Annotated in this window: 27 protein-coding genes and 3 pseudogenes; 20 read left to right on the forward strand and 10 right to left on the reverse strand. The window is 72.9% G+C overall.

The features are described 5' to 3' along the window. Positions 1-40: 40 nt before the first annotated feature. Positions 41-300, reverse strand: a pseudogene (locus tag ABD981_RS35320) (hypothetical protein). Here ABD981_RS35320 and ABD981_RS35325 point away from each other — a divergent pair. From ABD981_RS35325 to ABD981_RS35365, 9 genes and pseudogenes are all read left to right on the forward strand, one after another. After that, a pseudogene (locus tag ABD981_RS35325) lies at positions 274-432 on the forward strand (transcriptional regulator); the annotation flags it as partial. The pseudogenes ABD981_RS35320 and ABD981_RS35325 sit on opposite strands and share 27 nt — an antisense overlap. Further along, positions 429-614 (forward strand): DUF397 domain-containing protein, encoded by a 186-nt coding sequence (locus tag ABD981_RS35330; RefSeq protein WP_046908340.1) that lies wholly within the window; start codon positions 429-431, stop codon positions 612-614. The pseudogene ABD981_RS35325 and the gene ABD981_RS35330, both read left to right, overlap by 4 nt. Then, on the forward strand, positions 614-1,384 hold the full coding sequence (locus tag ABD981_RS35335; RefSeq protein WP_046908339.1) for an SDR family NAD(P)-dependent oxidoreductase: 771 nt from the start codon (positions 614-616) through the stop codon (positions 1,382-1,384). Before ABD981_RS35330 ends, ABD981_RS35335 begins: the two co-directional genes overlap by 1 nt. Positions 1,385-1,475: 91 nt before the next feature. After that, the gene (locus ABD981_RS35340) at positions 1,476-1,868 is read left to right on the forward strand and encodes a WXG100 family type VII secretion target (protein WP_046908338.1); all 393 of its coding nucleotides are present in this window, start codon (positions 1,476-1,478) and stop codon (positions 1,866-1,868) included. Positions 1,869-1,899: 31 nt separating this feature from the next. After that, positions 1,900-2,199 carry a WXG100 family type VII secretion target gene (locus ABD981_RS35345; protein ID WP_046908337.1) on the forward strand — a complete coding sequence of 100 codons (300 nt, stop codon included), beginning with the start codon at positions 1,900-1,902 and terminating at the stop codon, positions 2,197-2,199. Next, positions 2,199-3,914, forward strand: coding sequence for an RNase A-like domain-containing protein (locus ABD981_RS35350; protein ID WP_131723874.1), 1,716 nt, complete (start codon positions 2,199-2,201; stop codon positions 3,912-3,914). Before ABD981_RS35345 ends, ABD981_RS35350 begins: the two co-directional genes overlap by 1 nt. Before the next feature lie 14 nt (positions 3,915-3,928). Continuing rightward, complete coding sequence (locus tag ABD981_RS35355; protein WP_046908336.1) at positions 3,929-4,537, forward strand: hypothetical protein; 609 nt, start codon at positions 3,929-3,931, stop codon at positions 4,535-4,537. Beyond that, entirely contained in the window at positions 4,538-4,846 is a 309-nt protein-coding gene (locus tag ABD981_RS35360; protein WP_046908335.1) for an RNase A-like domain-containing protein, read from the forward strand. 14 nt (positions 4,847-4,860) lie between these two features. Beyond that, positions 4,861-5,496: a contact-dependent growth inhibition system immunity protein gene (locus ABD981_RS35365; protein WP_046908334.1), complete on the forward strand. Its 636-nt coding sequence runs from the start codon at positions 4,861-4,863 to the stop codon at positions 5,494-5,496. A gap of 79 nt (positions 5,497-5,575) precedes the next feature. Here ABD981_RS35365 and katG read toward each other — a convergent pair whose 3' ends face one another. Beyond that, the gene (katG, locus tag ABD981_RS35370; protein ID WP_046908333.1) at positions 5,576-7,801 is read right to left on the reverse strand and encodes a catalase/peroxidase HPI; all 2,226 of its coding nucleotides are present in this window, start codon (positions 7,799-7,801) and stop codon (positions 5,576-5,578) included. Between the two features lie 205 nt (positions 7,802-8,006). Here katG and ABD981_RS35375 point away from each other — a divergent pair, with 205 nt between their 5' ends. Then, positions 8,007-8,435 (forward strand): Fur family transcriptional regulator, encoded by a 429-nt coding sequence (locus ABD981_RS35375; protein WP_046908403.1) that lies wholly within the window; start codon positions 8,007-8,009, stop codon positions 8,433-8,435. Between the two features lie 54 nt (positions 8,436-8,489). Here ABD981_RS35375 and msrB read toward each other — a convergent pair whose 3' ends face one another. The 4 genes from msrB to ABD981_RS35395 all read right to left on the reverse strand — a co-directional run bounded on the left by msrB (position 8,490) and on the right by ABD981_RS35395 (position 11,755). Then, complete coding sequence (gene msrB / locus ABD981_RS35380) at positions 8,490-8,897, reverse strand: peptide-methionine (R)-S-oxide reductase MsrB (protein ID WP_046908332.1); 408 nt, start codon at positions 8,895-8,897, stop codon at positions 8,490-8,492. A gap of 16 nt (positions 8,898-8,913) precedes the next feature. Beyond that, positions 8,914-10,314, reverse strand: coding sequence for a UDP-N-acetylmuramate--L-alanine ligase (gene murC, locus ABD981_RS35385; protein ID WP_046908331.1), 1,401 nt, complete (start codon positions 10,312-10,314; stop codon positions 8,914-8,916). A 93-nt stretch (positions 10,315-10,407) separates the two neighbouring features. Beyond that, positions 10,408-10,878 carry a hypothetical protein gene (locus ABD981_RS35390; RefSeq protein ID WP_046908330.1) on the reverse strand — a complete coding sequence of 157 codons (471 nt, stop codon included), beginning with the start codon at positions 10,876-10,878 and terminating at the stop codon, positions 10,408-10,410. A 106-nt stretch (positions 10,879-10,984) separates the two neighbouring features. Beyond that, positions 10,985-11,755 carry a pyrimidine reductase family protein gene (locus ABD981_RS35395; protein WP_046908329.1) on the reverse strand — a complete coding sequence of 257 codons (771 nt, stop codon included), beginning with the start codon at positions 11,753-11,755 and terminating at the stop codon, positions 10,985-10,987. A gap of 36 nt (positions 11,756-11,791) precedes the next feature. On the opposite strand from ABD981_RS35395, the gene zapE reads away from it, so the two are divergent. The 3 genes from zapE to ABD981_RS35410 all read left to right on the forward strand — a co-directional run bounded on the left by zapE (position 11,792) and on the right by ABD981_RS35410 (position 14,825). After that, complete coding sequence (gene zapE / locus ABD981_RS35400) at positions 11,792-12,877, forward strand: cell division protein ZapE (protein WP_046908328.1); 1,086 nt, start codon at positions 11,792-11,794, stop codon at positions 12,875-12,877. A 34-nt stretch (positions 12,878-12,911) separates the two neighbouring features. Beyond that, positions 12,912-13,337: an OsmC family protein gene (locus ABD981_RS35405; RefSeq protein WP_046908327.1), complete on the forward strand. Its 426-nt coding sequence runs from the start codon at positions 12,912-12,914 to the stop codon at positions 13,335-13,337. Positions 13,338-13,457: 120 nt separating this feature from the next. Beyond that, positions 13,458-14,825 (forward strand): alkaline phosphatase PhoX, encoded by a 1,368-nt coding sequence (locus ABD981_RS35410; protein WP_046908326.1) that lies wholly within the window; start codon positions 13,458-13,460, stop codon positions 14,823-14,825. Between the two features lie 14 nt (positions 14,826-14,839). Here the strand turns inward: ABD981_RS35410 and ABD981_RS35415 are convergent, their stop codons facing one another. Beyond that, positions 14,840-15,769: an oxidoreductase gene (locus tag ABD981_RS35415; RefSeq protein ID WP_046908325.1), complete on the reverse strand. Its 930-nt coding sequence runs from the start codon at positions 15,767-15,769 to the stop codon at positions 14,840-14,842. Positions 15,770-15,835: 66 nt separating this feature from the next. Here ABD981_RS35415 and ABD981_RS35420 point away from each other — a divergent pair, with 66 nt between their 5' ends. The 3 genes from ABD981_RS35420 to ABD981_RS35430 are packed head-to-tail and all read left to right on the forward strand — an operon-like array spanning position 15,836 to position 18,401. After that, positions 15,836-16,468, forward strand: coding sequence for a TetR family transcriptional regulator (locus tag ABD981_RS35420; protein WP_046908324.1), 633 nt, complete (start codon positions 15,836-15,838; stop codon positions 16,466-16,468). Between the two features lie 35 nt (positions 16,469-16,503). Further along, positions 16,504-17,421: a PPK2 family polyphosphate kinase gene (locus ABD981_RS35425; RefSeq protein ID WP_046908323.1), complete on the forward strand. Its 918-nt coding sequence runs from the start codon at positions 16,504-16,506 to the stop codon at positions 17,419-17,421. A gap of 17 nt (positions 17,422-17,438) precedes the next feature. Then, complete coding sequence (locus tag ABD981_RS35430) at positions 17,439-18,401, forward strand: polysaccharide deacetylase family protein (protein ID WP_240495260.1); 963 nt, start codon at positions 17,439-17,441, stop codon at positions 18,399-18,401. Between the two features lie 67 nt (positions 18,402-18,468). Here ABD981_RS35430 and ABD981_RS35435 read toward each other — a convergent pair whose 3' ends face one another. Further along, the gene (locus tag ABD981_RS35435; RefSeq protein WP_046908322.1) at positions 18,469-19,146 is read right to left on the reverse strand and encodes an AIM24 family protein; all 678 of its coding nucleotides are present in this window, start codon (positions 19,144-19,146) and stop codon (positions 18,469-18,471) included. An 81-nt stretch (positions 19,147-19,227) separates the two neighbouring features. Here ABD981_RS35435 and ABD981_RS35440 point away from each other — a divergent pair, with 81 nt between their 5' ends. After that, the gene (locus tag ABD981_RS35440; RefSeq protein WP_046908321.1) at positions 19,228-19,941 is read left to right on the forward strand and encodes an aminoacyl-tRNA hydrolase; all 714 of its coding nucleotides are present in this window, start codon (positions 19,228-19,230) and stop codon (positions 19,939-19,941) included. A 74-nt stretch (positions 19,942-20,015) separates the two neighbouring features. On the opposite strand, the gene ABD981_RS35445 is transcribed toward ABD981_RS35440, so the two are convergent. Then, complete coding sequence (locus ABD981_RS35445; protein ID WP_046908320.1) at positions 20,016-20,345, reverse strand: hypothetical protein; 330 nt, start codon at positions 20,343-20,345, stop codon at positions 20,016-20,018. A 107-nt stretch (positions 20,346-20,452) separates the two neighbouring features. Further along, the gene (locus ABD981_RS35450) at positions 20,453-21,211 is read right to left on the reverse strand and encodes a DeoR/GlpR family DNA-binding transcription regulator (RefSeq protein WP_046908319.1); all 759 of its coding nucleotides are present in this window, start codon (positions 21,209-21,211) and stop codon (positions 20,453-20,455) included. A 49-nt stretch (positions 21,212-21,260) separates the two neighbouring features. On the opposite strand from ABD981_RS35450, the gene ABD981_RS35455 reads away from it, so the two are divergent. The 3 genes and pseudogenes from ABD981_RS35455 to ABD981_RS39040 all read left to right on the forward strand — a co-directional run bounded on the left by ABD981_RS35455 (position 21,261) and on the right by ABD981_RS39040 (position 24,474). After that, positions 21,261-21,950, forward strand: coding sequence for an NUDIX domain-containing protein (locus tag ABD981_RS35455; RefSeq protein WP_046908318.1), 690 nt, complete (start codon positions 21,261-21,263; stop codon positions 21,948-21,950). A 115-nt stretch (positions 21,951-22,065) separates the two neighbouring features. Beyond that, a pseudogene (locus ABD981_RS35460) lies at positions 22,066-23,403 on the forward strand (MbnB/TglH/ChrH family RiPP precursor modification enzyme); the annotation flags it as partial. Beyond that, positions 23,377-24,474, forward strand: coding sequence for a TIGR04222 domain-containing membrane protein (locus ABD981_RS39040; protein WP_486389394.1), 1,098 nt, complete (start codon positions 23,377-23,379; stop codon positions 24,472-24,474). The pseudogene ABD981_RS35460 and the gene ABD981_RS39040, both read left to right, overlap by 27 nt. Positions 24,475-24,532 lie beyond the last annotated feature (58 nt).

Here is a 24,532-nt window from a genome sequence, read left to right on the forward strand (position 1 = left end):
CAGTGTCTGCTGACCGAACGGGCACACGCACCGCCCCCCCCTACGCCAGGTCCACCTCCGCCCGCACCGTCTTCCCGACCGGCACCCGCGCCAGGACCTCCCGCGGATGGCGAGCGCGTCGACCAGCCGCAGGCCCCGCCCCGGCACCCGCCCGTGGGTCACGGCGTTCGCGGCGAGCTCCGCGACGATCTGGGCGGTCGCGTCCGAGGCGGCGCTCCCGTGCGCGACCCCCCAGCGGTCGAGCTGATGGAGGGCGAGCCGGCGCGCCAGCCGCGCTGGTTCGGGTACGGGGAAGGGCAGCGCTCCGGGCTCCTCTTCTCCGACCCGAAAGAGGTCGGCATCCTTCAGATTCGATATGCCAGGATGCGCTCGCAGGCTCTTACCCTGGAAGACTCCCAGAGCCTGTTGCGGGAGATGCGAGGAGCCACATGAGCGACACAGACCTGGCCTGGTTCAAGAGCAGTTACAGCAGCAGTGGAGACGGCGACTGCGTGGAAGTCGCCGCCTGCCCCACCACCGTCCACGTCCGCGACTCCAAGCGCCCCCAGGACGCGCAGCTGGCCCTCGGGCCCGCCGCCTGGGGCGCGTTCCTCGCGGGCTGCGGGCGCATCTGATGGGCTACCTCGACGAGCTGTTCTCCCTCGCCGGCCGCACCGCCCTCGTCACCGGCGGCAGCTCCGGCATCGGCAAGGCCATCGCGCGGGCGCTCGCGCGGGCGGGGGCGTCCGTGGTGATCGTGGCGCGGCGGGAGGCGGAGCTGAAGGCGGCCGTCGACGAACTCGCGCAGGAGGGCTGCACGGCCGCATGGGTGAGCGCGGATCTCGGCACCCGGGAGGGGGTGAGGGCCGCCGCCGAGGAGGCGGTGGCCGTGTACGGCGAGCCGGACATCCTGGTCAACTCGGCCGGGATCAACCTGCGTCCGCCCATGGGCGAGCTCTCCGACGAGGTCTGGGACGCGACGATGGCCGTGAACCTGGAGGCGCCGTTCCTCCTGGGCCGGCGGTTCGGGCCGAAGATGGCCGAGCGGGGGTTCGGGCGGATCATCCACGTGACCTCGCAGCAGGCGCACCGCGCGTTCGTGCAGTCGGGGGCGTACGGGGTGTCGAAGGGCGGCCTGGAGTCGCTGGCGCGCTCGCAGGCCGAGGCCTGGTCGCCGCACGGGGTCACCTGCAACACCCTCGTGCCGGGCTTCGTGATGACGCCGCTGAACGAGCGACTGAGCTCCGATCCGGACCGGGTCGCCGCGCTCGCGGCGCGGACGATGGTCGGGCGCAACGGGCTCGCCGAGGACTTCGAGGGGGCCGCCGTCTTCCTGGCGAGCCGGGCCTCCGGGTACGTCACGGGGCAGGCGGTGTTCGTGGACGGCGGGCTGTCCGTGCACTGACCCCACGCCCGCCTCCCCTCATGGCCCCGGCCTCTCGAACGGCTGTCGCAGCCCGTTGCTAAGGTTGCGACAGCGACGAAAGGCGGGGGCCATGACCATCGACGCGCACCTGAAGACCTCGGAAGACGATCTGACGAGGCTCGCCGACGACCTCGACACGATGCAGCGTCATATCGACGGCCAGGTACGGCGGATGGACGGCATCGTCGATCGTATCGAGGCCGGCTGGAAGGGCGAGACCGGCAAGGCGTACCGGTCCCTGCACCGGGCCGCGTCCGAGGACGCCGTACGCATACGCGAAATCCTCGTCGTGCTCGAACAGGCCGTGCGGCTGAGCCGCGACGGCTTCACCGAGCAGGAGATGGAGAACCTGCGGAGCCTGCGGAAGATGGAGAGCTCCGTGGACGTGGCGGCGGAGGCCGCCAAGCTCCAGGCTCCCGAGGCAGGTACCGCCGGGCCGCGCAGCGGCATCCTGGACATCTGATCGCGCATCACGGAAGAGCACGGGGGCTCTCTTGTCCGATGACCACATAGGCGTCGACTTCGGCACGCTCGGCGAACTCGCCACCGAACTCGAAGACATCCTGAAGCAGCTCAACAGCAAACTGGAGACGCTCTACCAGCGCACCGAGAAGGTCGTGCTCGCCTGGGACGGCGAGGCCCGGGACGCGTTCGTCGACGAACTCGACCAGTGGGACCGGCAGATGCAGGACCTCCAGGCCGCCCAGAAGTGGCTGCACGCGGTCGTGACCAACGGGCAGGCCAACTACGGTTCCGCCCACCGCGCGGTGCTGCGCGGATGGGGGGCGGCCTGATGGGCACCCCCACCGCTCCGCCCGCCCAGGGTGCCGGATTCGACGTCACACCGGCCCAGTTGAACGGGGTGGCCGGGACCGTCGTCATCCAGCAGGGCAACCTGGACAAAGCCGCCAAGGACTTCCTGCACGCCGTCAGCCAGTACATGGACTGCGGCGGCTACGGTTCGGCGGCGGAAGCCGTCTCCGCCTCGTACGTGAAGGTCGGCAACGCGTTCCTCGACACCTGGGCCAAGGCCGTCGCCGGCATCGGCGGTGTCGCCACCGGCTTCGTCACCACCGCCAACAACTACGCGCGGGCCGAGGCCGCGAGCCACCCCTCCGGCACCGCCCAGCCGCAGCAGTTCCCCCTCCCCCACGTCATCGACAGCCCGCCCCACTACTCCCGGATCACGGATCTGAAGTGGGGCGACATGGACGACTACTCCAGCGGCCTCATCTCCTGGCTGCTGGAGGGCGTGCCCGACTGGGCGATGGACATCATCCGCAAGCTGCTCCACCACGTGTTCCGCTGGGGCAAGGCGGCCGACATCCTGCCGCTGCCCGACTACCAGGAGATCGACAAGCTGGCGCTCGCCTGGCTGCAGCCCGGCTTCTCCGTCGGCCAGGTCGAGGGCATGCTCAACCAGGCCGTCAGCTCGATCTCCGACCCGAACAACGGCGAATGGCAGGCCGCCATGCGCACGTTCACCAGTTCTCTGTGGGGCACGACGGCTTGGGGCACCTCGACCGCCGGGTACGAGTGGAAGCACGACTCCGGCGGCGCCGGGACCTCGGCCGGCACCAGCGCCAGCCACCCCGTCATGTCGGTCCTCTTCGACACCACCCAGGAGGTCAGCCAGGCGCTGCGGGCCTTCGCCGTGGCCGCGTCGAAGATGCGGCACGAGCTGTGGCGGATCTGGAAGAAGGCCGTCTGGGACGCGCTGCCGCACATCAAGGACGGCATCGACATGGGCGATCTCAAGAAGATCGGCAAGAGCATCCTCTCCATGGGCCGCGACCTCGGCATCAACATCACCCTGGAGATCGACCAGGCCGCGATGAACCGGGCCGTGACGACGTACGAGAACGAGTGCCGGGCGGTGGTGGCGCGGCTCGACAAGCTGATCCCCGCCCTGGAGGAGGCCCAACGGGCCGTCCCCACCTACCAGTCCGAGCAGGCCCGCGCGCAGGCCTTCGGGGCGCGCTCGCTCAACGAGTTCAAGCACGAGCACAGGTTCATGGTGCCCGGGCAGAACGAGGACGACTTCTACTACCCGATCGACCTGGCCGGCCAGGAAGGGCTCTACGACAGCCATCCCATCGACAAGCACGTCGGACTCACCGAGGACCAGCTGCGGATGCGGCTGCGCGACCAGCCGGGCGCGCCGGCGGCCTCGTCCTTCACGGACCTCGCCGCGGCGCAGAAGTACACCCAGGCCGTGATCAGCAACGACGCGAACGAGAACCGGATCGCGGACTGGATCGACAGCACCCGCAAGAAGATCCAGAACAATCCGAACTACGACCCGAACAAATCCGAGATCCAGCCCCCGCTCTATCTGCAATTCCCCGGGGACCAGGTCGGCAAGAGCGTCTCGCGCGACGATTACACTACGCACGGCATGAACGCCCAGGCCTCGAACCCGGACTGGGTCCAGGTGCGGCTCATCTACAAGCACGATCTCGACCCGCCGTTCATCGTGCTGACCGCCATGCCGCACAAGGGACCGTGAGAGAGGTGTGTGCCATGTTCTCGGACGGGCCGGTGGTCCGGCTCCTCGACCTCGCCGTGTCGGTACGTGACTCGGCGGGCCGCCTCTCCCTCGACACCGAGCTCAGGCGGTACGTACGGCTGGTGCGCGGCGACGCCGTCGCGCGGTGGAACTGCTCGCCGTACGCGGCGGCCGGGGCCCTGGAGCTGGCCGCCGACGGTCTCGGCGGGGCGCCCGCCGCGTTCCGCGAGAAGGCCGTGCGAGCCGCCGGTGACACGGATCCGGCGGAATTCCTCCGGGCCCTCGCGAAAGCGCTGCGGGAGCAGGACCGGGCCGGGGTGGCGGAATTCTCGGAAATCCCGCTGGACGGCTGGGAATTCCTGGAGACCTTTCCGCTCCTCTTCGGTCTCGACGCCCTTCTCATGGACGAGCCCGGCCCGGTCGGCGAGGTCGTCGGGACCCTGCTCGGCAACGAGCACCCGTTCTGCACGGAACTCGCGGCCGGGTACGCGGGCGAGGCCCAGCGGGCCCGCGTCCTGTTCCCCGGCGCCCAGGGGCTGCGGCCCCGCCTGTCCTGGGCCGACCGCGAGGCGCTTCTCGCGATCACGGCCACCGTCGACGACCACATGCAGCGGGAGCACTGAATGACCGCGCGCCGGAACCGCGCCGCGACCTACCCGGACCGGGAGACCGCCCAGTGGGCCACCCAGCAGGTGGTGACCCGCAACGAGCAGGTGATCCACCGCTGGCTCGCCCAGTCCACCCGGCAGCGGCTCGTCATCGAGGCGGCCTGGCCCTCGCGCCCCGAGCCGGTCGGGCGGGTGCTGACCGACCCGATGGCGCTGGCCGGCCGGGACTCCGTCGAGGTCCGTGCCGCCCGCGTGGTGCTGCGGCGCAGCGGGACGAGCCCGCTCGGCTTCACCGTGCACTCCACCGTCCCGATCGACCTGTAGGGAGGCCGCAGCGCATGCCCCTCAAGCCCCTCGAACACGACCGGAAGTACGGCGAGCTGGACCAGGTCGTCCGCGCCCACCTCGGGCGCCGCGCCGACGACCCCGAGGCCCTGGAGGCGTACCTCCGGCACTGCTGGCGCACCCGCCCGTGGGTGATCGGCGTGGCCGAGCACCAGCTGCGGGAGTACGCCCAGAACCCGCCGGGGCGGCTGCGGCTGCGGCTCGGCGAGTACTACCCGGTGCCGGACGTGGGCCTGCCCGACGAGGAGCTCCAGGACTGGCTGCGGGGCCTCGCGGACCGGCTGCGCGCCAGCGTCGAGACCGGCCAGGCCCCGCCGCCGGCCACCCCGCGCACCCACTGGGAGTGGCAGGCCCGCTTCCCGGAGCTGGCCCAGTTCCTGGGCGGCTGGTTCGGCCAGGACATGCCGGAGGAGTTCGGCGACCACGACGCGGCCCTCGCCGACTACCTCGCGACCACCGACCCCGGCCTGGTCGCCCAGCTGGTCGGCGAGCTCCGGGACCTGCTCACCCTCCCGCTGGACGAGTCCGACCACGCCCTCGCCCTGATCGAGCTCGGCATGGAGGTCGACCCGCCCGAACCCCTGGGCCCGGGCGCCTGGCTGACGGAACTGGCGGACCGGCTGCGCTGAGCGGACGACGGCCCCGCCCCTGGGAAGGGGCGGGGCCGTCGTCACTCCGCGTCCGCTGCGGTCGCGGTGACCGGGAGGGTCAGCGCAGGTCGAAGCGGTCCAGGTCCATGACCTTCGCCCAGGCCGCGACGAAGTCCGTCACGAACTTCTGGCCGGCGTCGTCGGAGGCGTACACCTCGGCGACCGCGCGCAGCTCGGCGTTGGCGCCGAAGACCAGGTCGGCACGGGTGCCGGTCCACTTGACCGCGCCGGAGGCGTCGCGGGCCTCGAAGGTGGTCTGGTCGTCGGAGGTGGACTGCCACTCGGTGTCCAGGTCGAGCAGGTTGACGAAGAAGTCGTTCGTCAGCTTGCCCGGGGTCTCGGTGAGGACGCCGAGGGAGGACTGCGGCTGGGTGACGCCCAGGACGCGCAGACCGCCGACGAGCACCGTCATCTCCGGGGCGGACAGCGTGAGCAGGTTCGCCTTGTCGACGAGCAGGTACTCGGCGGGCAGGCGCTGGCCCTTGCCGAGGTGGTTGCGGAAGCCGTCCGCCTGGGGCTCCAGGGCGGCGAAGGACTCGACGTCCGTCTGCTCCTGGGAGGCGTCGACGCGGCCCGGGGAGAACGGGACCTCGACGGCGAAGCCGGCGTCCTTGGCGGCCTTCTCGACGGCCGCGCCGCCCGCGAGGACCACGAGGTCGGCGATCGAGACCTGCTTGCCGCCGGCCGCGTTGAAGGAGGACTGGACGCCCTCCAGGACACGCAGCACCTGGGCCAGCTCGTCCGGGTTGTTGGCCTGCCAGTTGCGCTGCGGCTCCAGGCGGATGCGGCCGCCGTTGGCGCCGCCGCGCTTGTCGCTGCCCCGGAAGGAGGAGGCGGCGGCCCAGGCGGCGGAGACCAGCTGGGTCACCGTCAGGTCGGAGCCGAGGATCTTCTCCTTGAGGGAGGCGACGTCCGCGGCGTCGAGCAGCTCGCCCTGGCGCGCCGGCAGCGGGTCCTGCCAGAGCAGCTCCTCGCTCGGGACCTCGGGGCCGAGGTAGCGCACGACGGGGCCCATGTCACGGTGGGTGAGCTTGTACCAGGCGCGGGCGAAGGCGTCCGCGAACTGGTCGGGGTTCTCGTAGAAGCGGCGCGAGATCGGCCCGTAGATCGGGTCGAGCTTGAGCGACAGGTCGGTGGTGAGCATCGTCGGCAGGTGCTTCTTCGACGCGTCGAAGGCGTCGGGGATGACCGCCTCGGCGTTCTTCGCGACCCACTGGTGGGCGCCCGCCGGGCTCTTGGAGAGCTCGTACTCGTACTCGAAGAGGTTCTTGAAGAACCCGTTGCCCCACTGGGTGGGCGTCTCGGTCCAGGTGACCTCGAGGCCGGACGTGATCGCGTCCTTGCCGACGCCGGTGCCGTAGGAGCTCTTCCAGCCGAGGCCGAGCTGCTCGATGGGCGCGGCCTCCGGGTCGGCGCCCACGTGGTCGGCGGGGCCGGCGCCGTGGGTCTTGCCGAAGGTGTGGCCACCGGCGATGAGGGCGACGGTCTCCTCGTCGTTCATCGCCATGCGCGCGAAGGTCTCGCGGATGTCGCGGGCGGCGGCGATCGGGTCCGGGTTGCCGTTGGGGCCCTCGGGGTTGACGTAGATGAGGCCCATCTGGACGGCGGCGAGCGGGTTCTCCAGCTCGCGGTCGCCGGTGTAGCGCTCGTCGCCGAGCCACTCGGTCTCGGGGCCCCAGTAGACGTCCTCGTCCGGCTCCCACTCGTCGACGCGGCCGCCGCCGAAGCCGAAGGTCTCGAAGCCCATGGTCTCCAGGGCGACGTTGCCGGTGAGCACCATCAGGTCGGCCCAGGAGATGGCCTTGCCGTACTTCTTCTTGACCGGCCACAGCAGGCGGCGGGCCTTGTCCAGGCTCGCGTTGTCCGGCCAGCTGTTCAGCGGGGCGAAGCGCTGCTGACCGCCGCCGGCGCCGCCGCGGCCGTCGCTGATGCGGTAGGTGCCGGCGCTGTGCCAGGCCATCCGGATCATGAGCGGGCCGTAGTTGCCGAAGTCGGCGGGCCACCACTCCTTCGAGGTGGTGAGCACCTCGGCGATGTCCTGCTTCACGGCGGCGAGGTCCAGGCCCTGGAAGGCCGCCGCGTAGTCGAACTCCTCACCGAGCGGGTTCGCCACGGCGGGGTTCTTGGCGAGGATCTTCAGGTTGAGGCGCTCCGGCCACCACTGCCTGTTCCCACCACCCTGCGTGGGGTGCGCGGCGCGGCCGTGGACGACCGGGCAGCCGCCCGTACCCTGTGCCGCCGCCTCGTCCTCGGTGACAAGCGGATCGTGCTTCTGCTCAGACATCGGTCTTTCCTTCCGAACCATTCGGATCACGGAGCTCGGGAACTGCTGAGGCGTCGGTGTGACCGGCGCACACCCTCTTGGCTACTACTGGAGTCGATCCTATGGTGGACTCAGTCCAAGTCAATACGACAGCCGGACCCGTACGGATTACTCGCGCCGCACCGGCGCTGACTCGCGCCGAATCGCGCTGCAAGGGCTGGTGATCATGAGCAACCTTCTGGAGCGGCTCCGTCGACGCGGCTGGCGGATGACGGCCCAGCGCCGGGTGGTCGCCGAGGTCCTCTCCGGCGAGCACATCCACCTCACCGCCGACGAGGTGCTGGCCCGCGCCACCGCGAGACTGCCGGAGATCTCCCGCGCGACCGTGTACAACACGCTGGGCGAGCTCGTCTCGCTCGGCGAGGTCCTGGAGGTGTCCAGCGTCGGCCGCGCCAAGCGCTACGACCCGAACGCCCACGAGTCCCACCAGCACCTGGTGTGCTCGGGCTGCGGCGCGGTCCGGGACGTGCGCCCCGAGGGGGACCCGCTGACGGGCCTGGCGGACACGGACCGCTTCGGCTTCACGGTCACGGCGGTGGAGGTGACGTACCGCGGGCTGTGTCCGGAGTGCGCGGAGGACCCGGAGCACGCATGAAGAAGGGCCCCCTTCCGGGGGCCCCTCCACTGCCGCTCCGCTCTCCGCCGCCGCTCAGCCCTCCGTCGGCTCCAGCGTCAGCGAGATCGAGTTGATGCAGTAGCGCTGGTCGGTCGGGGTCGGGTAGCCCTCGCCCTCGAAGACGTGGCCCAGGTGCGAGCCGCAGCGGGCGCAGCGCACCTCGGTGCGGACCATGCCGTGGGAGGTGTCCGCGACCAGCTCGACCGCGGAGCTGTCCTTCGGGTCGTAGAAGGACGGCCAGCCGCAGTGCGACTCGAACTTCTCGGTGGACGTGAAGAGCTCGGCGCCGCAGGCCCGGCAGGAGTAGACGCCCTTGGTCCTCGTGTCCGTGTACTCACCACGGAACGCGGGCTCGGTGCCGGCCAGCCGGAGCACCTGGTACTCCGACGGAGTCAGCTCGGCCTGCCATTCCGCGTCCGTCTTCTCGACCTCGTACGCCATGAGCTCGCTCCCTCTGCTACTTCGCCGACTCGTCCAGGCGGTCCAGGATCCGCGGACCCAGGTCCGTCACGTCACCCGCGCCCATGGTGAGAACGAGGTCGCCGGGCTTCGCCATTCCCGCCACCACGTCGGGCACGGCGGTCTTGTCGTGGACGGGCGTGACGTCGGCGCCGGCCGCGCGGGCCGCGGCGACGATCAGCTCGCTGGTGATGCCGGGGATCGGGTCCTCGCGGGCCGGGTAGATGTCCAGGACCACGGAGCCGTCGGCGAGCGCGAGGGCCTCGCCCATCTCCCGGCCCAGCTCCTGGGTGCGGGAGAAGAGGTGCGGCTGGAAGACGACCAGGAGCCGGGAGGCGCCGGCGGCGCCGCGCATGGCCTCCAGGTCGGCGGTCATCTCGGTGGGGTGGTGGGCGTACGAGTCGATGACCTGGACGCCGGCGGCCTCGCCCTTCAGCTGGAGGCGGCGGCCGACCCCGGTGTACGCGGTGAGGGCCTGGGCCAGCTCGGCCGGGTCGATGCCGACGCGGGAGCCCGCGACGAGCGCGGCGGCCGCGTTGTGGGCGTAGTGGCGGCCGGGCACGGAGACCGTGAAGGTGTGCTCGACGCCGTCGAGGGCGACCGTGACCTCGCTCTTCATCCCGTTGGGGACGATCTTGAGGATGCGGGCCTCGGAGTCCTCGGACTCGCCGACGGTGACGACCGTCAGGCCCTCGCGTCCGGCCACCCGGCGGGCCAGCTCGCGGGCGCCGGCGTGCTCGCCGACGACGAGGGTGCCGCCGGGGCGGATCTTGGCGGCGAAGGCCTCGAAGGACTCGTAGATCTCGTCCATGGAGGCGTAGTTCGCGTGGTGGTCGAGCTCGACGTTGAGGACGATCGCGACCTGCGGGTCGTACTTCTGGAAGCTGCGGTCGCTTTCGTCCGCCTCGGCCACGAAGACCCCGCCCTCGCCGTGCCGGGCGTTGGTGCCGGGGCCCGCGAGGTCGCCGCCGATGGCGTACGAGGGGTCGAGGCCGAGCTCGGTGAGCGCGACGGCCAGCATCGAGGTGGTGGTCGTCTTGCCGTGGGTGCCCGCGACGGCGACGGCGCTGAGGCCGTCCATGAGGGAGGCGAGCGCGTCGGAGCGGTGCACGACCGGGATGCCGAGCTCGGCGGCGCGGGCCAGCTCGGGGTTGTCGGCGCGGATGGCGCTGGAGACGACCACGGCGGAGGCGTCGTCGGCGAGGTGCTCGGCGGCGTGGCCGATGTGCACGGTGGCGCCGAGGGCGCGCAGCGACTCGGCGGTCGCGGACTCCTTGGCGTCGCTGCCGGCCACCTTGGCGCCGCGCTGGGCGAGGATCTTCGCGATGCCCGACATTCCGGCACCGCCGATGCCGATGAAGTGCGGCCGTTCCATGGCGGCAGGGATGGCGGGTGCCATGCGGATCTCTCCCCGGGGTGCGTCTGTGCTGGAAGCCTCCAGCCTAGTGCGTCGGGGCGGGCGTCCCGGGACGCCCGCCCCGACGGCGCGCGGCTACTCGCTGTGCGCGAAGAGCTTCAGGACGGGCACGCCGACCTTGTGGCGGGCCCGGGAGGCCCAGTCGCGGTGGAAGAACTCCTCCACGTAGTGCGGGGCGGTCAGGACGATCACCTCGTCGGCCTCGGCCTCCTCGACGACGGACTTCATCTTGTTCAGGGGGTGGTCCTCGACCACCTGCCCGACGGCCTCGCAGCCGGCGTCTCTCAGCGCCTGGAGGGAGTGTTCCAGGGCCTGCTCGGCCGGCTTGCGGGCATCCTTGCCCTCCGGTTCGTCGCCCTCGTGGGCGGCTTCCTTGAGCTCGCCCATGGCCACGTCGTCGATGGCACGCAGCAGTACATCGGCCTGGTCACCGCGCGGCTGCATCAGGACGATGAAGGAAACGCCCTCCTCGCCGTGCAGGGTGGTGACGAAATCCACGTCGACGGCCGTCAGGGGCTTCTCGATCATCAGAACGCTTGTGAACACCTCAGGAGCCCTTCTGCGGAAACCATCCTTCCCCGTGCCCGCACGGGGACTGCGTGAGTAAGTGTGCCCAGCGGAAGCAAAGCGGAACGACAAATTCCGCCGATTGTCAGATCCGACGGTAGCGGGTGAACAGGAAGCCGTCCTGCTCCAGCAGCGACGCCACGGCGAAGCGTTGCGGAACCGCTACGGAGGGGCCTCCGGCGATCCGCTGGGCACCTCCCGCCGTCATCGTCGGCGAGAGGCTCAGGCACAGCTCGTCGAGCACCCCGGCGGCCACGAACTGCCCCAGCAGCCGGGGACCGCCCTCGGTCAGCTGGCGCCGCAGCCCGCGCTCCGCGAGCAGCGCCACCGCCCGCTCCGGCTCGACCCCGCGCCCCTCGCCCGCGACCAGCACCTCGGCCCCGGCCGCGCGGGCCGCCGCCACCCGGTCCGCGGGCGCCTCCGCCCCGGTCAGGACCAGGGTCGGCACCAGCGGCGAGGTGAAGAGCGGCAGCGAGAAGTCGAGGTCCAGGGAGGCGGTCACGACCGCGATCACCGGCGCCGGGCCCTGCCCCGCCGCCGCCCGGCGGGCCGCGAAGGCCTCCCGCGCGCGGGCCGGGCGGTAGCCCTCGAGCCGTACCGTCTCCGCCCCCACGACCACCACGTCGGCCAGCGCCCGCAGGGTCCCGAAGATCCGCATGTCGGTGTCGGAGGAGAGCGGCTGGGAGCGGCCGTCGTGCTGGCCGGCCCCGTCCAGCGAGGAGACCATGTTGGCCCGGAGCCAGGGACCGGAGGCGGCCTCCGCGGGGTACGCGTAGGCGTCGGCGAGCTCGTCGAGGGACCACTCCCTGTCCGGGGCCGTGGCTGTCATGTCCGTCACAGGGAACAGGCGTCGCATCCTCGCAGTCTGACATGGCGCTTACAGTGGGGAACTGTGTCGACCCGTGCCATCACCGAAGCGGCTTCCACCGAAGCGGCCCCGCTCTCGCTCTGCTCCCGAGAGCCCCATGTCCCCGCCGACCGGCTCGTGGCGGAGATGGTGCCGCCGCCCCGGTTCGACGGCGTGCGCTTCGACACCTACATACCGGACCCCAACCAGCCCAGCCAGATCGACGCGGTCAAGGTCCTCTCCTCCTTCGCCGAGGGGCTCGGCGGCGCCCACGCCTCCGGCGCGGGCAAGCGGCGCTGGTTCTCCAAGAAGCCGGCCGCCCCGGCAGGTCCGCGCGGGATCTACCTCGACGGCGGCTACGGCGTCGGCAAGACCCACCTGCTCGCCTCCCTCTGGCACGCCACCCCGGCCGAGCCCTCGCTCAAGGCCTTCGGCACCTTCGTGGAGCTGACCAACCTGGTGGGCGCCCTCGGCTTCCAGCAGACCGTGCAGACCCTCAGCGGACACCGGCTGCTGTGCATCGACGAGTTCGAGCTGGACGACCCGGGCGACACCGTCCTCGTCTCCTCGCTCCTGGGCAAGCTGGTCGAGGCGGGCGTGGCGCTCGCCGCCACCTCGAACACGCTGCCCGGCAAGCTGGGCGAGGGCCGCTTCGCCGCCGCCGACTTCCTCCGCGAGATCCAGGGCCTGTCGGCGCACTTCCGGCCGCTGCGGATCGACGGCGAGGACTACCGCCACCGCGGTCTGCCGGAGGCCCCCGCCCCGTACACCGACGAGGTCGTCGCGAAGGCGGCGTACGCCACCCCGGGCGCCTCGCTCGACGACTTCCCGCACCTGCTCGAGCACCTGGCCAGGGTGCACCCGAGCCGCTACGGCGCGCTGACCGACGACCTCGCGGCCGTCTGCCTCACCGACGTGCAGCCGGTCCCGGACCAGTCGACCGCGCTGCGGCTCGTGGTCCTCGCCGACCGGCTCTACGACCGCGAGATACCGGTGCTCGCCTCCGGGATGCCCTTCGACCGGCTGTTCAGCGACGAGATGCTGAACGGCGGGTACAAGAAGAAGTACTTCCGGGCGATCTCCCGGCTCACCGCGCTCGCCCGGGACGCCAAGGGGCTGGTCGCGCAGTAGCTTGGGGGCCGTACCCGATCGAAAGGGATTCACCATGGCCACCGTGCGTCACGCCCACACCGTCTGGGAGGGCGACCTCCTCAAGGGCAAGGGCGTCGTCACGCTCGACTCCTCCGGCATCGGTTCCTACGAGGTCTCCTGGCCGGCCCGGTCCGAGGAGCCCAACGGGAAGACCAGTCCCGAGGAGCTCATCGCCGCCGCGCACTCGTCCTGCTTCTCGATGGCCTTCTCCAACGGCCTGGCCAAGGCCGGCAACCCGCCGGTCCGCCTGGAGACCAAGGCGGACGTCACCTTCCAGCCCGGCCAGGGCATCACCGGCATCCACCTGACCGTGCGCGGCGAGGTGCCGGGCCTGGACGCCGACCAGTTCAAGGCCCTCGCCGAGGAGGCCAAGAAGAACTGCCCGGTGAGCCAGGCGCTGACGGGCACGACGATCACGCTGACGGCCGAGCTGCTCTGACCTCGCTCGTCACATGAGGCCGTGGGGGCCCGCACGGTTCACCTGTCACCCCACCGCGTGGTACACACGTGCGGGTCACACGTCACACCCCCTGTCCGCCAACAGGAAGTGGGTTGCCTCATGTCCGCAACACGACGTCAGATCCTCGCCGCGGGAATCGTCTTCACCGGCGCCGTCTCCGAACTCTTCGCCGGCAGCGCCTCCGCCGCCGCGCTCGGCGGCCACGCCGGGTACGGCCCGCTGCTCCCCGACCCGGCCGGCCTGCTCGACCTCCCGGCCGGCTTCTCGTACACGGTCCTCTCCCGGCAGGGCGACCCGCTCCGCTCCGGCGAGGGCCTCGTCCCGAGCAACCACGACGGCATGGCCGCCTTCCCGGGGCGCCGCGGCCGGGTGCACCTGGTCCGGAACCACGAGAACCGGGTCACCGGGAAGATCGGGGTGCCCACCGTCGAGGGCCTCACCTACGACCCGGCCGCCAAGGGCGGCTGCACGGCGCTCGAACTCGACGGCCGCAACCGGGTCCTCGGCGAGCGGGTCGCCGTCGCCGGCACCGCCGTCAACTGCGCGGGCGGGCCCACCCCTTGGAACACCTGGCTCACCTGCGAGGAGACCGAGGACCGGGCCGGGACCAACGGCTACACCAAGGACCACGGCTTCGTCTTCGAGGTCGACGGCGCCGACCCGCGCCGCACCGGCGCCGTCCCGCTCACCGCGATGGGCCGCTTCCAGCACGAGGCGGTCGCCGTCGACCCGAGGAGCGGGATCGTCTACGAGACGGAGGACGCCTTCCAGCACCCCTTCGGCCTCTTCTACCGCTTCCTGCCCGCGAAGCCGCTCGGCGGCACCGGTTCGCTGCGCGCGGGCGGCGCACTGGAGGCGATGCGGGTGCCGGGGGTGCCGGACCTGTCGGTGATCCAGGAGACCGGGGCCCGCTTCGAGGGCGTGGAGTGGGTGCCGGTGCCCGACCCGTCGGCCGCCACGACCCCCATCAGGCTCCAGGACTTCGGGCCCCGGGGCATCACCCACGCGCAGAAGCTGGAGGGCTGCTACTGGGGTGCGGGGCGCGCCGGAGGTCCCGGGTCCGTGTACTTCGTGTCCTCCTTCGCGCGCGCCAAGGACGGCTCCGGCGCCACCCACTTCGGCCAGGTGTGGAAGTACGAGCCGCACCGCCGCCGCCTCACCCTGGTGGTGGTCTTCGGCCCGGACACCGACATCCAGCTGCCGGGCGAGTCGCCGGACAACATCTGCCTGACGCCGTCCGGCGGCCTGATGGTCTGCGAGGACGGCGACGGGGCCCAGCACGTCTACGGCGTGAACCGGAAGGGCGAGGTGTACGCGGTCGCCCGCGGTGCGCAGAACATCGGCACCCCGGACGCCCCGGAGTGGGGCGAGTTCGCGGGCGTGACCTTCTCGCCGGACGGCCGCACCATGTACGTCAACTGCTACACCCCGGGCACCACGTTCGCGGTGACGGGCCCCTGGCGCTGAGCCCCCGGCGCTGATCAGGAGCGCCCGTACACGACCTCGGTGAGCCGCTCGGAGAGCTCCCACAGGCGGCGGCCGGTCCCCGGATCGGCCGCCGCCGGCGCGAGGGCGACCCGCCGCGGCGCCCCGCGCAGCTCGCCCGGGCCGTCCGGCCCGTAGAAGGCGCCGCCCTCGGCGTCCGGTGCGGTCGCCGCGTACAGCTGGGAGAGCGCCCCGGTCTCCGGGCGCTGGGCGAGCAGCGGGCCGAGGACCCGGCCGAAGACCAGCCGGACGACGGCGACCGGGGTGTCCTTCTGCAGGTTGGTGGCGGTGTAGCCGGGGTGGGCGAGGAGGCTGCGCACGGGGCTTCCCGCGGCCGTCAGGCGCTCCTGGAGTTCGCGGCCGAAGACGGCGTTGGCCAGCTTGGCCTGCCGGTAGGCGCCCATGGGCGAGTAGCGGCGCGCACCGTCGATGTCGTCGAAGTCGATCCGCCCCCTGCGGTGCTCCAGCGAGCTGACCGTGACGACCCGGGGGTCGCGGCCGGCCGCGAGGCGGTCGAGCAGCAGTCCGGTGAGGGCGAAGTGGCCGAGGTGGTTGGCGGCGAACTGCAGCTCGTGGCCCTGGGCGCTGAGGGTGCGGGGCGGGGCCATCACACCGGCGTTGTTGACGAGGACGTCGATGCGCGGGTGCTCGGCGCGCAGCCCGCCCGCGAAGTCCCGTACGGAGTCGAGGTCGGCCAGGTCGAGCCGGCGGACGTCGAGGAGGGCGCCCGGGTGGGCCCGGAGGACGTCGTCGGCGGCGGCCCGCCCCTTGCGCTCGTCGCGGACGGCGAGGACCACGTGCCCGCCGCGCCGGGCGAGCTCCCGGGTGGTCGCGAGGCCGAGCCCGCTGTTGGCCCCGGTGACCACGAAGACGCGTCCGGTCAGGTCGGGGATGAGGTCGGCGTTCCAGCGCCGCTGCTCTGTCATGTGTCACACGCTGCCTCTGGTGTCACTCGGTGTCAAGCTGTTCCCCGAGTGACACCGCGGGCTACGATGGGGCCCATGCCCACCGAACCGACCGTCAGCCTGGCGGAACGCAAGCGCCTGCTCGTCGCCGGCGAACTCACCGAATCGGCGCTCCAGCTCCTGGCCCAGAAGGGCTTCGACGCGGTCACGGTGGACGAGATCGCGGCCGCCGCCGGGGTCTCGAAGCGGACCTTCTTCCGCTACTTCGCGTCCAAGGAGGACGTGGTCGTCCAGTTCCTGTCGGGCATGGGCAGCGACATCCACGCGGCGCTGGCGGGCCGCCCGGCGGCGGAGCCGGCGTCCCTGTCGCTGCGCCACGCCGTCGCGGTCCCGCTGCTGGCCTGCACCCACGCGCACCCGGACCACGCGGCCCGGGCGCTGAACGTGGTCCGGCTGATCCTCGGCACGCCCGCCCTGCTCGCCCGCTTCCTGGAGCGGCAGGCCGCCTGGCAGGAGACGCTCGCGGAGGAGCTGGCCCGCCGCGAGGGCCGCGCCGCGCCGGCGGACCTGTACCCGCGCCTGGCCGCCGGCACCGCGCTGGTCGCGTTCCGGACGGCGCTGCAGCGGTGGAGCGAGAGCGGGGCGGCGGAGGACCCGACGGTCCTGCTCGATCGGGCGTTCGCGGTGGTGGCCCCGGCGCTGGACGCGCACGATCGGTGAAGGCGCGCTGATCGAACGGACGGGAAGGGGCCGACGTGGCGAAGAGGGAAGCCCGGAAGGGCGGGCGGAGGGAAGCCCGGAAGGACGGCGACCGGAACGGGACCGCCCTCCCCGGCGGAGGGCTGCGCGAGCTGCTGCGGCTCCCCGTGGGCGAGCGGATCGACCTCTCCGCGTACGACGCGGCCGCGACCCCCGGCGGCCCCGGGGGCAAGGCGGCCGGCCTGGCCGCCACGGCGGCGCTCGGCCCCGGCCTGGCCGGACTGCAGGAACGCCTGTACGCGGCGAGCACGGCGGGCGACCGCAGGCGGCTGCTGCTCGTCCTCCAGGGCATGGACACGAGCGGGAAGGGCGGCACGGTCAAGCACGTGATCGGCCTCTTCAATCCGTCGGGCTGCCGCATCCAGGCCTTCAAGGCCCCGACGGCGGAGGAACGGAGCCACCCCTTCCTCTGGCGCGTCACCAAGGCGCTCCCGCAGCCGGGCGAGATCGGCATCTTCGACCGTTCGCACTACGAGGACGTCCTCATCGCCCGGGTCCGCTCACTGGCCCCGCCGGCGGAGCTGGAGGAGCGCTACGGCGAGATCGAGGCGTTCGAGAAGGCGCTGGCCGAGGACGGCGTCACGGTCGTGAAGGTCTTCCTCCACCTGTCGTACGAGGAGCAGCGCGACCGGCTCCTGGAGCGCCTGGACAACCCGGAGAAGCACTGGAAGTTCAACCCGGGCGACATCGAGGAGCGCGCGTTGTGGCCGGCGTACCAGGAGGCGTACGAGATCGCCCTGCAACGCTGCGCGACGGGGGCGGCGCCCTGGTACCTGGTCCCGGCCGACCGCAAGTGGTACCGCAACTGGGCGATCAGCACCCTGCTCGGGGAGCACCTGGCGGAGCTGGACCCGCAGTACCCGAAGGGCGACTTCGACGTGGCGGAGTGCCGGAGGCGATTGCTCGCCGGATGATCGGTTAATTTCCCTGGGTGACCATTCCTGCACGAAAACTGTCGGCGCTCGCCCTGCTGGGCGCCGTTCTCGTCGGCTGCGACGGGGGCGCGGCCGAAGCGCCCGCGGCCGCACCGCCCGCGGCGGCATCCGGCTCGGCATCCGCATCCGCATCCGCATCCGCATCCGCGAAGAGCACACCGGCGCCGACCGCGAAGCCGCCCCGCCCCACGGGGCCGGCCTCGCCCGCCCCGGGCCGCCAGGCGGCCCCCGCCCCGAAGGCCCCGCCGACCCTGGCCCCGGGCCCGGGCGGCCTGACCCCGGTCTACAGCCGCCGCGCCACGCCGGCCCCGGCCTCAGGGGCCCCGGAGAAGGTCGTCGCGCTCACCTTCGACGCCGACATGACGGCCGACCAGGGCCCGCGCGCGGCCAAGGGCGAGCACTTCGACAACCCGCAGCTCATCGCGACCCTGCGCCGCCTGAAGGTCGACGCGACGGTCTTCATGACCGGCCGCTGGGCCGAGGAGTACCCGGACCAGGCCCGGTCCATCGGCAACGACCCGCGCTTCGAGATCGCCAACCACTCCTACAGCCACTACGCCTTCGCGACCCCCTGCTACGGCCTCCCGACCGTGGCCGCCCCCGACATGGCCGCCGACGTGCAGCGCGCCTTCGACGCCTTCCGCGACGCCGGGGCGACCCACGTGGTCCCGTACTTCCGCTTCCCCGGCGGCTGCTACGACGACGACGCCCTGCGTGCCCTCGGCCCGCTCGGCGTCACGGCCGTCCAGTGGGACGTGGTCAGCGGCGACGCCTTCGCGAAGGACCCGGACGCGGTCGCGGACCAGGTCCTCGACGGCGTGAAGCCCGGTTCCCTCGTCGTCATGCACTGCACCCGCAGCGCCGCCCCGGTCACCGAGCGCGCGATCCGCCGCATCGTCCCGGAACTCCGCGCCAAGGGCTACCGCTTCGTGAAGGTGTCGGAGCTGATGAGCCGCTGAGGGTCGGCCAGGGGGGTGGGTGACGGCGGCGCGGGCGCCGGCGATCAGGGGGAAGGCCGGACCGGGGTCAGTTGGCCGACTTCTTCTGCGGGGTGAGCTCGCTCGGGCGGACGATGACGAAGCCCTGGCCCTCCAGCTTCAGCTGGACCGCCTCGCCGGAGCCGCCGCGCACCATCGAGCCGAGGGACTGCGAGCGGTGCAGCGAGGTGCGCAGCTGCTCGCTCCAGCCGACGACGGCGTCGGTGTCGACGTGGACCGGGGCGTCGGGGGCGACCGGGATGACGACCGGGTTGCCCTCGCAGATCAGGGCGATCTTGCCCTGGCCGGTGAAGACGCTGTTGAAGAGGCCGCCGCCGGTGATGCCGGCGCCCTTCACCGTCTTGATCTCGTACGACAGCGACGAGTCGAAGCACAGCACGTTGCGGCCGTTGACGGTCAGCGCGTCGCCCGGCTCGACCTCGACGATGAAGCAGTTCTGCGCCTCGTGCGCGAACCACGCCTCGCCCTGGCCGCGGACGGTCATCAGCGGCAGGCCCTCGCCGGTGAGGGCCCGCTTGAGCAGGCCGCCGAGGCCCTGGCTCTTGTGCTCGAACTGGAGGTTCCCCCGGAAGGCGATCATCGAGCCCTGGAGGGCCTGCATCTCCCCCTGGACGGTGTACTTGACCGACTTGGCGTTCTGGAGGGTCATCCCCGGGAACGTCGCCGCCTCGGCGAGGTGCTCGCTGGCGAAAAGATCACTCTTCATGGAGGGCATCCTGGCCCGGAAGCCCTCATTCCCACAACAAACGCGTGCGGGCCGCGCCCGGGCCGGTGGCAGACTTGCCGGGTGAGCAGCAACGACACCGCCCCCGACGCCTCCCCCGACCCCCGCGACGAGAAGCCGCAGTACGTCCTCCCCCTGGTCGTCCGCATCGAGCGGGACGCTCCCCCGGCCCGTACCGACGCCCTGGAGACCTCCGCCCGCGCGGTCCTGGAGATCCTGGCCGACGACCGGTCGCTGGGCGAGGGCGAGTGGGCGCAGGCCATGACGGACTGGCAGGACGCCCGGATCCGCAAGGTGGTGCGCCGGGCGCGCGGTGCGGAGTGGCGCCGGGCCGTGGCCCTGCCGGGGATCACGGTGACGGGCGCCGGCGGTTCGGAGGTACGGGTCTTCCCGCCGGTCCCGCTGGACGGCTGGCCCAAGGAGCTGGCCAAGCTCCAGGTCTCCGGCACCGACCTGGACGACCCCGCCGAGCCGGGCCCGGTGCCGGAGGGCGCGGCCGTGCTGTGGCTCAACCCCGAGCTCGACATGTCCGCCGGCAAGACGATGGCGCAGACCGGCCACGGGGCGCAGCTCCTGTGGTGGGCGCTGTCCGACGCCGCCCGCAAGACCTGGCGCGAGGCCGGATTCCCCGTCGCGGTGCGGACGGCGGACCCGGAGCGCTGGGCGCGGCTCACGTCGAGCGGGCTGCCCGTGGTCCGGGACGCCGGGTTCACCGAGATCGCGCCGGGCTCGTGCACGGTGGTGTCCGAGTACGGGGCGGCGGGACTGGTCGGCTAGGCCCTGTCTTCCGGGTCGGGCGCGCCGGTCCGCAAGACAGGGCCGCCCCTCCGTCGCGGCCGTGGCGGGCCCGGTCAGCTCGGCGTGCCGCCCGCGTAGATCACCCGGGCGGTGAGGTCGCACCAGACGGTGGAGGTGCCGCCGGAGCCGGCGCGGTTGCCGAAGTGCCGGTAGGTGTAGCCGGTGTCGGTCCGCTGGCAGTCGATGACCCCGGTGAACGACCCTCCGGTGCACCGGATGTTCGCGCCCTTGTGGCCGGCGCTGCCCGTGATCAGCTGGGCCGAGCAGCTCAGTGCCGTCTCCGAGGACGGCGCCGCCGCCGCGGGCGGCGCGGCCGTCAGGAGGCCGCCCGCCCCGAGGACGAGGGCGGCGACGGCTCCCGCTACGCGCTGACGTGCCTGCATGTGGAGCCTCCCGGATCATCGGGGTGACCGCGGTGTGCGGCACCGGCGGGGAACCTACGGGCGGCCGTCGCCGATCACCAGGGCGCCCCGGGGAGGTTGACCGACTTTCACCCCGCCGCCAGGACCTCCACGCCGCGTGCCGCGAGCTGTCCGAGGACCTCGTGGCGGGGGTCGGCGTCGGTGATCAGGCCGGCGACGTCCGCCCAGGGCAGGACGCGGAAGCGCGAGGCCGCGCCCACCTTCTCGGAGGAGGCGAGGACGTAGGTCTCCGCCGCCCGGGCGGCCAGCGCGCGCTTCATCGCGGCCTCCTCGGCGTCGCCGGTGGTGAGCCCCGCGTCCGGGTGGACGCCGGTGACGCCGAGCAGGCAGAGGTCGGCCGAAACGTTCTGTGCCGCCTCCACCGCGGCGGCGCCGCACGCGACCGCCGAGTGCTTGAAGATCCGGCCGCCGAGCAGGTAGAGCCCGGCCCGCGGGTGGTCGAGCAGTGCCGCCACGATGGTCGGGCTGTGGGTGATCACGGTGCAGTCCAGCTCCGGCGGGAGGGCCCGGGCGACGGCGAGGGCGGTGGTGCCGCCGTCGAGGATCAGGGCGCTCCCCGGCCGGACGAGACCGGCGGCGACCGCGGCGACCTTCCGCTTGCCTTCGGGGGTGACGCCGGCGCGGGCCGCGTAGTCCGCCACGGCCGGGGAGACCGGCAGCGCGCCGCCGTAGACGCGGTGGCAGAGCCCTTCGGCGGCGAGGTCGCGCAGGTCGCGCCGCACGCTGTCCTCCGAGATGCCCAGTTCGGCGGCGACCTCCTTGGCGACGATCTTGCCCTCGCGGGCGAGCAGACCGAGCAGGTGGTCGCGCCGTTCAGCAGCCAGCATCCGTACTCTCTCCCGTTCTTGCACGTTTCTGCGTGTACGGTAGCGCACCATGACCGACACCGCAGACTCCGCGAGCCCCCGCCCCGGCATCGACGTCCCCGACCACCGCGGCCGGACCGGCCTCGACCGGGCCGGCCGCGACCTGGACCGGAACCCCGACGTCGTGGTCCGCGACGTGGAGCTCACCTCCCAGGGCTGGCACGTGCTCCGCCGCACCACCTACGAGCACCGGCGCCGCGACGGGCGCTGGGTCACCCAGCAGCGCGAGACCTACGACCGGGGCGACGGCGCCGTCGTCCTGCCGTACGACACCGCACGCGGTGTCGTGCTGCTCACCCGCCAGTTCCGCTACCCGGCCTACGTCAACGACCACCCGGACGGGATGCTCGTCGAGGCGGCGGCCGGGCTGCTCGACGAGGACGAGCCGCTCGCGGCGATCCGCCGCGAGAGCGCCGAGGAGCTCGGGGTCGAGCTCGGGCCGCTCACCCACGTCCTCGACGCCTACATGAGCCCCGGTTCGGTCACCGAGCGCCTGCACTTCTACGCTGCTCCCTACACCCCGGCCGACCGCACCGGGAGCGGCGGCGGCCTGGAGGAGGACGGCGAGGACATCGAGGTGCTCGAACTGCCCTTCACCGAGGCCCTCGCCATGGTCCGGGACGGGCGGATCGCCGACGGCAAGACCATCCTGCTGCTGCAGTGGGCCGCGCTGGAGGGGCCCTTCTCCCGGGCGGCGTGAAGCCCCGCTCTGGAGCACGCCGGCGTGAAACCTCAAATGAACCTCTGAACGTCCCCCTGTCCGGATTCGAACGTCGCATTCCGGGCCATCAGCTCAGGGACCGAAGGAGGGGGACATGAAGGAACTCGGTATCGGCATCGGCTGGCGCCCCGAGATCGCGGACGCGGTGGAGGCGCTGGACGGGGTCGAATGGGTGGAGGTCGTCGCGGAGAACCTGTGCGCCGACCACCTGCCCGGCTCCCTGGAGCGGCTGCGGGCGCGCGGGGTGACGGTCGTCCCGCACGGGGTCTCGCTGGGGCTCGGCGGCGCCGACCGGCCGGACGCGGGGCGGCTCGACGCGCTCGCGCGGAAGGCGGAGCTGCTCGGCGCACCGCTGGTGACCGAGCACATCGCGTTCGTACGGGCCGGGGGGCCGCTGACCGCATCCTCGCTCCTGGAGGCGGGCCACCTGCTGCCCGTGCCCCGGACCCGGGACGCGCTCGACGTGCTGTGCGAGAACGTCCGGATCGCGCAGGACGCCCTGCCGGTGCCGCTGGCCCTGGAGAACATCGCGGCCCTCGTCTCCTGGCCGGGCGAGGAGCTGACGGAGGGGCAGTTCCTGGCGGAGCTGGTGGAGCGTACGGGGGTACGGCTCCTCATCGACGTCGCCAACCTGCACACCAACCGCGTCAACCGCGGCGAGGACCCCGCCGAGGCGCTCGCCGGGCTGCCGGTCGAGGCCCTCGCGTACGTGCACGTGGCCGGCGGCCTGGAGCGCGACGGGGTCTGGCACGACACCCATGCCCACCCGGTGTCCCGGCCCGTCCTCGACATCCTGGCCGACCTGGCCTCGCGGGTCTCCCCGCCGGGCGTGCTGCTCGAACGGGACGACCTCTTCCCGGCGCCCGAGGAGCTGGCCGCCGAACTCGACGCCATCCGCACGACGGTGGCGACGGCCGCCCGGCGTCCGCTGCTGATCGGGGCCGGGGCCCGGGTCTCGGGCGGGGCGATGCCGGTACGGGTGCCGGTCCCGGCGCCGCGCGCCGCGGCGCCCCGCCGGTCCGCCGCTCCCGACGCCGGCGCCCGCCAGCGGGTCGGGCTCGCCCAGGCCTCGCTGCTGTCCGCGCTGGTGGCCGGGACCCCCGCGCCGGAGGGCTTCGACGTGCGGCGGCTCGGGGTGCAGAGCCGGGCGCTCGCCGCGAAGCGCGCGGACGTCGTGGCCAAGGTCGCGCCCGAGCTGCCGGAGATCCTCGGCGAGGAGTACCGGCCCGCGTTCCTCTCGTACGCCAGGAACCGCCCCATGACCGACGGCTACCGGCACGACGCCCTGGACTTCGTCGAGGGGCTGCTCGTCGCCGGCCGCCCGGAGGACCCGGCGGCCCGCCGGGCCCTCACCGCCTGGTGGCGGGACCGGGCCGGCATCCGTCCGCCCGGTCCCGCCGCGCGCCTGGCCCACCGTGTCCGTACCGCTCTGGGAAACTCCGGGAAAGGGGGGGAAGCGGCCGTGAGCACGTCCGTCGTCCTCTTCTACGCCGTCGGCGCCGCCGCCGTCGCCCTGCTGATCGTCCTCTCGCGGCGCGCCCGGCGCGGCCCGGGCGGGCCGGTCCACGACCGCTACGAGGCGGCGTTCCTGAACGGCGGCCCGGCCAGGGTCGTCGACTCCGCCCTCGTCTCCCTCCAGGCGGACGGCCGGATCGCGATCGGCGGCCCCGGCATCGTCCGGGTCCGCCGCACCACCGCGCACGACCCCGTCGAGCGCGCCGTGCTCCAGGAGCTCGCCGCCGCCCCGCACGGCGACCTCGCCACCCTGCGGTTCGCCGTGATGCGGCACCCGGCGGTCCAGGAGACCGGCGACGGGCTCTCGGCGCGCGGACTGCTCTCCGCGCCCTCGGCCCGGCGCGCGGTGATCCGCTGGAGCGTGGGCCTCGGCATCGCGGCCGTGGCGATGATCCCGGTCGCCGTGGTCCTCACCGTCGTGCAGTTCGCGGCGGGCGACACGCCGGTGCCGTTCATCCTGAAGGTGCTGCCGGTGATCGCCGGGGTGCTGATCACGGCCGTGGTGTGCGGGGCCTCGGCGTCGAGCCGGGTGTCGGCCGCGGGCCGGGCCGCCGTGTCCGCGTTCGGGCGGGCGCACGCCGGGCGGGACGACCCGGGCACCCGGGTCGCCCTGCACGGGCTGCGGGCGCTGCGCGACCCGGTGCTGCGGGGGGTGCTGGCGACGGCGGCCAGGTCCCGGCCCGCGACCCCGTTCCCCCGGAGCCACCGCCACTCCTCGGGATCCTCCGACTCCCAGGACGCGGCCCTCCTGCCGGTCGTGTGGTGCGCGGCGGCGGCCGGGGGCGACAGCGGCGGAGGGGGCGGCTGCGGGAGCGGCGGCTCCTGCTCCGGGGGTTCCGGGGGCACCTCGTGCTCCAGCGGCAGCTCCTGCTCGGGCGGCGGGAGCTCCTGCTCCTCCTCTTCGTCCGGCTCCTGCTCCTCCAGCTCCAGCTCCTGCTCGTCCAGCTCCTGCTCGTCCAGCAGCAGCTCCTGCGGCAGCAGCTCCTGATCCCGCGCGGGCGGTCCCGGGCCGCCCGGTCCGCCCGCTCACCCGTTCCGGTGGCGGG

The organism is Streptomyces showdoensis (assembly GCF_039535475.1).
GTDB lineage: Bacteria > Actinomycetota > Actinomycetes > Streptomycetales > Streptomycetaceae > Streptomyces > Streptomyces showdoensis.

Excerpts from the sequence above, each read along its gene's own strand:
- ABD981_RS35350 (WP_131723874.1), top strand. The coding sequence starts at position 2,199 with ATGGGCACCCCCACCGCTCCGCCCGCCCAGGGTGCCGGATTCGACGTC.
- ABD981_RS35375 (WP_046908403.1), top strand. The coding sequence starts at position 8,007 with ATGAGCAACCTTCTGGAGCGGCTCCGTCGACGCGGCTGGCGGATGACG.
- ABD981_RS35395 (WP_046908329.1), bottom strand. The coding sequence starts at position 11,755 with ATGCGACGCCTGTTCCCTGTGACGGACATGACAGCCACGGCCCCGGAC.
- ABD981_RS35435 (WP_046908322.1), bottom strand. The coding sequence starts at position 19,146 with ATGAAGAGTGATCTTTTCGCCAGCGAGCACCTCGCCGAGGCGGCGACG.
- msrB (WP_046908332.1), bottom strand. The coding sequence starts at position 8,897 with ATGGCGTACGAGGTCGAGAAGACGGACGCGGAATGGCAGGCCGAGCTG.
- ABD981_RS35445 (WP_046908320.1), bottom strand. The coding sequence starts at position 20,345 with ATGCAGGCACGTCAGCGCGTAGCGGGAGCCGTCGCCGCCCTCGTCCTC.
- ABD981_RS35410 (WP_046908326.1), top strand. The coding sequence starts at position 13,458 with ATGTCCGCAACACGACGTCAGATCCTCGCCGCGGGAATCGTCTTCACC.
- murC (WP_046908331.1), bottom strand. The coding sequence starts at position 10,314 with ATGGCACCCGCCATCCCTGCCGCCATGGAACGGCCGCACTTCATCGGC.
- katG (WP_046908333.1), bottom strand. The coding sequence starts at position 7,801 with ATGTCTGAGCAGAAGCACGATCCGCTTGTCACCGAGGACGAGGCGGCG.
- ABD981_RS35455 (WP_046908318.1), top strand. The coding sequence starts at position 21,261 with ATGACCGACACCGCAGACTCCGCGAGCCCCCGCCCCGGCATCGACGTC.
- ABD981_RS35450 (WP_046908319.1), bottom strand. The coding sequence starts at position 21,211 with ATGCTGGCTGCTGAACGGCGCGACCACCTGCTCGGTCTGCTCGCCCGC.
- ABD981_RS35365 (WP_046908334.1), top strand. The coding sequence starts at position 4,861 with ATGCCCCTCAAGCCCCTCGAACACGACCGGAAGTACGGCGAGCTGGAC.
- ABD981_RS35360 (WP_046908335.1), top strand. The coding sequence starts at position 4,538 with ATGACCGCGCGCCGGAACCGCGCCGCGACCTACCCGGACCGGGAGACC.
- ABD981_RS35335 (WP_046908339.1), top strand. The coding sequence starts at position 614 with ATGGGCTACCTCGACGAGCTGTTCTCCCTCGCCGGCCGCACCGCCCTC.
- ABD981_RS35415 (WP_046908325.1), bottom strand. The coding sequence starts at position 15,769 with ATGACAGAGCAGCGGCGCTGGAACGCCGACCTCATCCCCGACCTGACC.
- ABD981_RS35340 (WP_046908338.1), top strand. The coding sequence starts at position 1,476 with ATGACCATCGACGCGCACCTGAAGACCTCGGAAGACGATCTGACGAGG.
- ABD981_RS35405 (WP_046908327.1), top strand. The coding sequence starts at position 12,912 with ATGGCCACCGTGCGTCACGCCCACACCGTCTGGGAGGGCGACCTCCTC.
- ABD981_RS35330 (WP_046908340.1), top strand. The coding sequence starts at position 429 with ATGAGCGACACAGACCTGGCCTGGTTCAAGAGCAGTTACAGCAGCAGT.
- ABD981_RS35355 (WP_046908336.1), top strand. The coding sequence starts at position 3,929 with ATGTTCTCGGACGGGCCGGTGGTCCGGCTCCTCGACCTCGCCGTGTCG.
- ABD981_RS35420 (WP_046908324.1), top strand. The coding sequence starts at position 15,836 with ATGGGGCCCATGCCCACCGAACCGACCGTCAGCCTGGCGGAACGCAAG.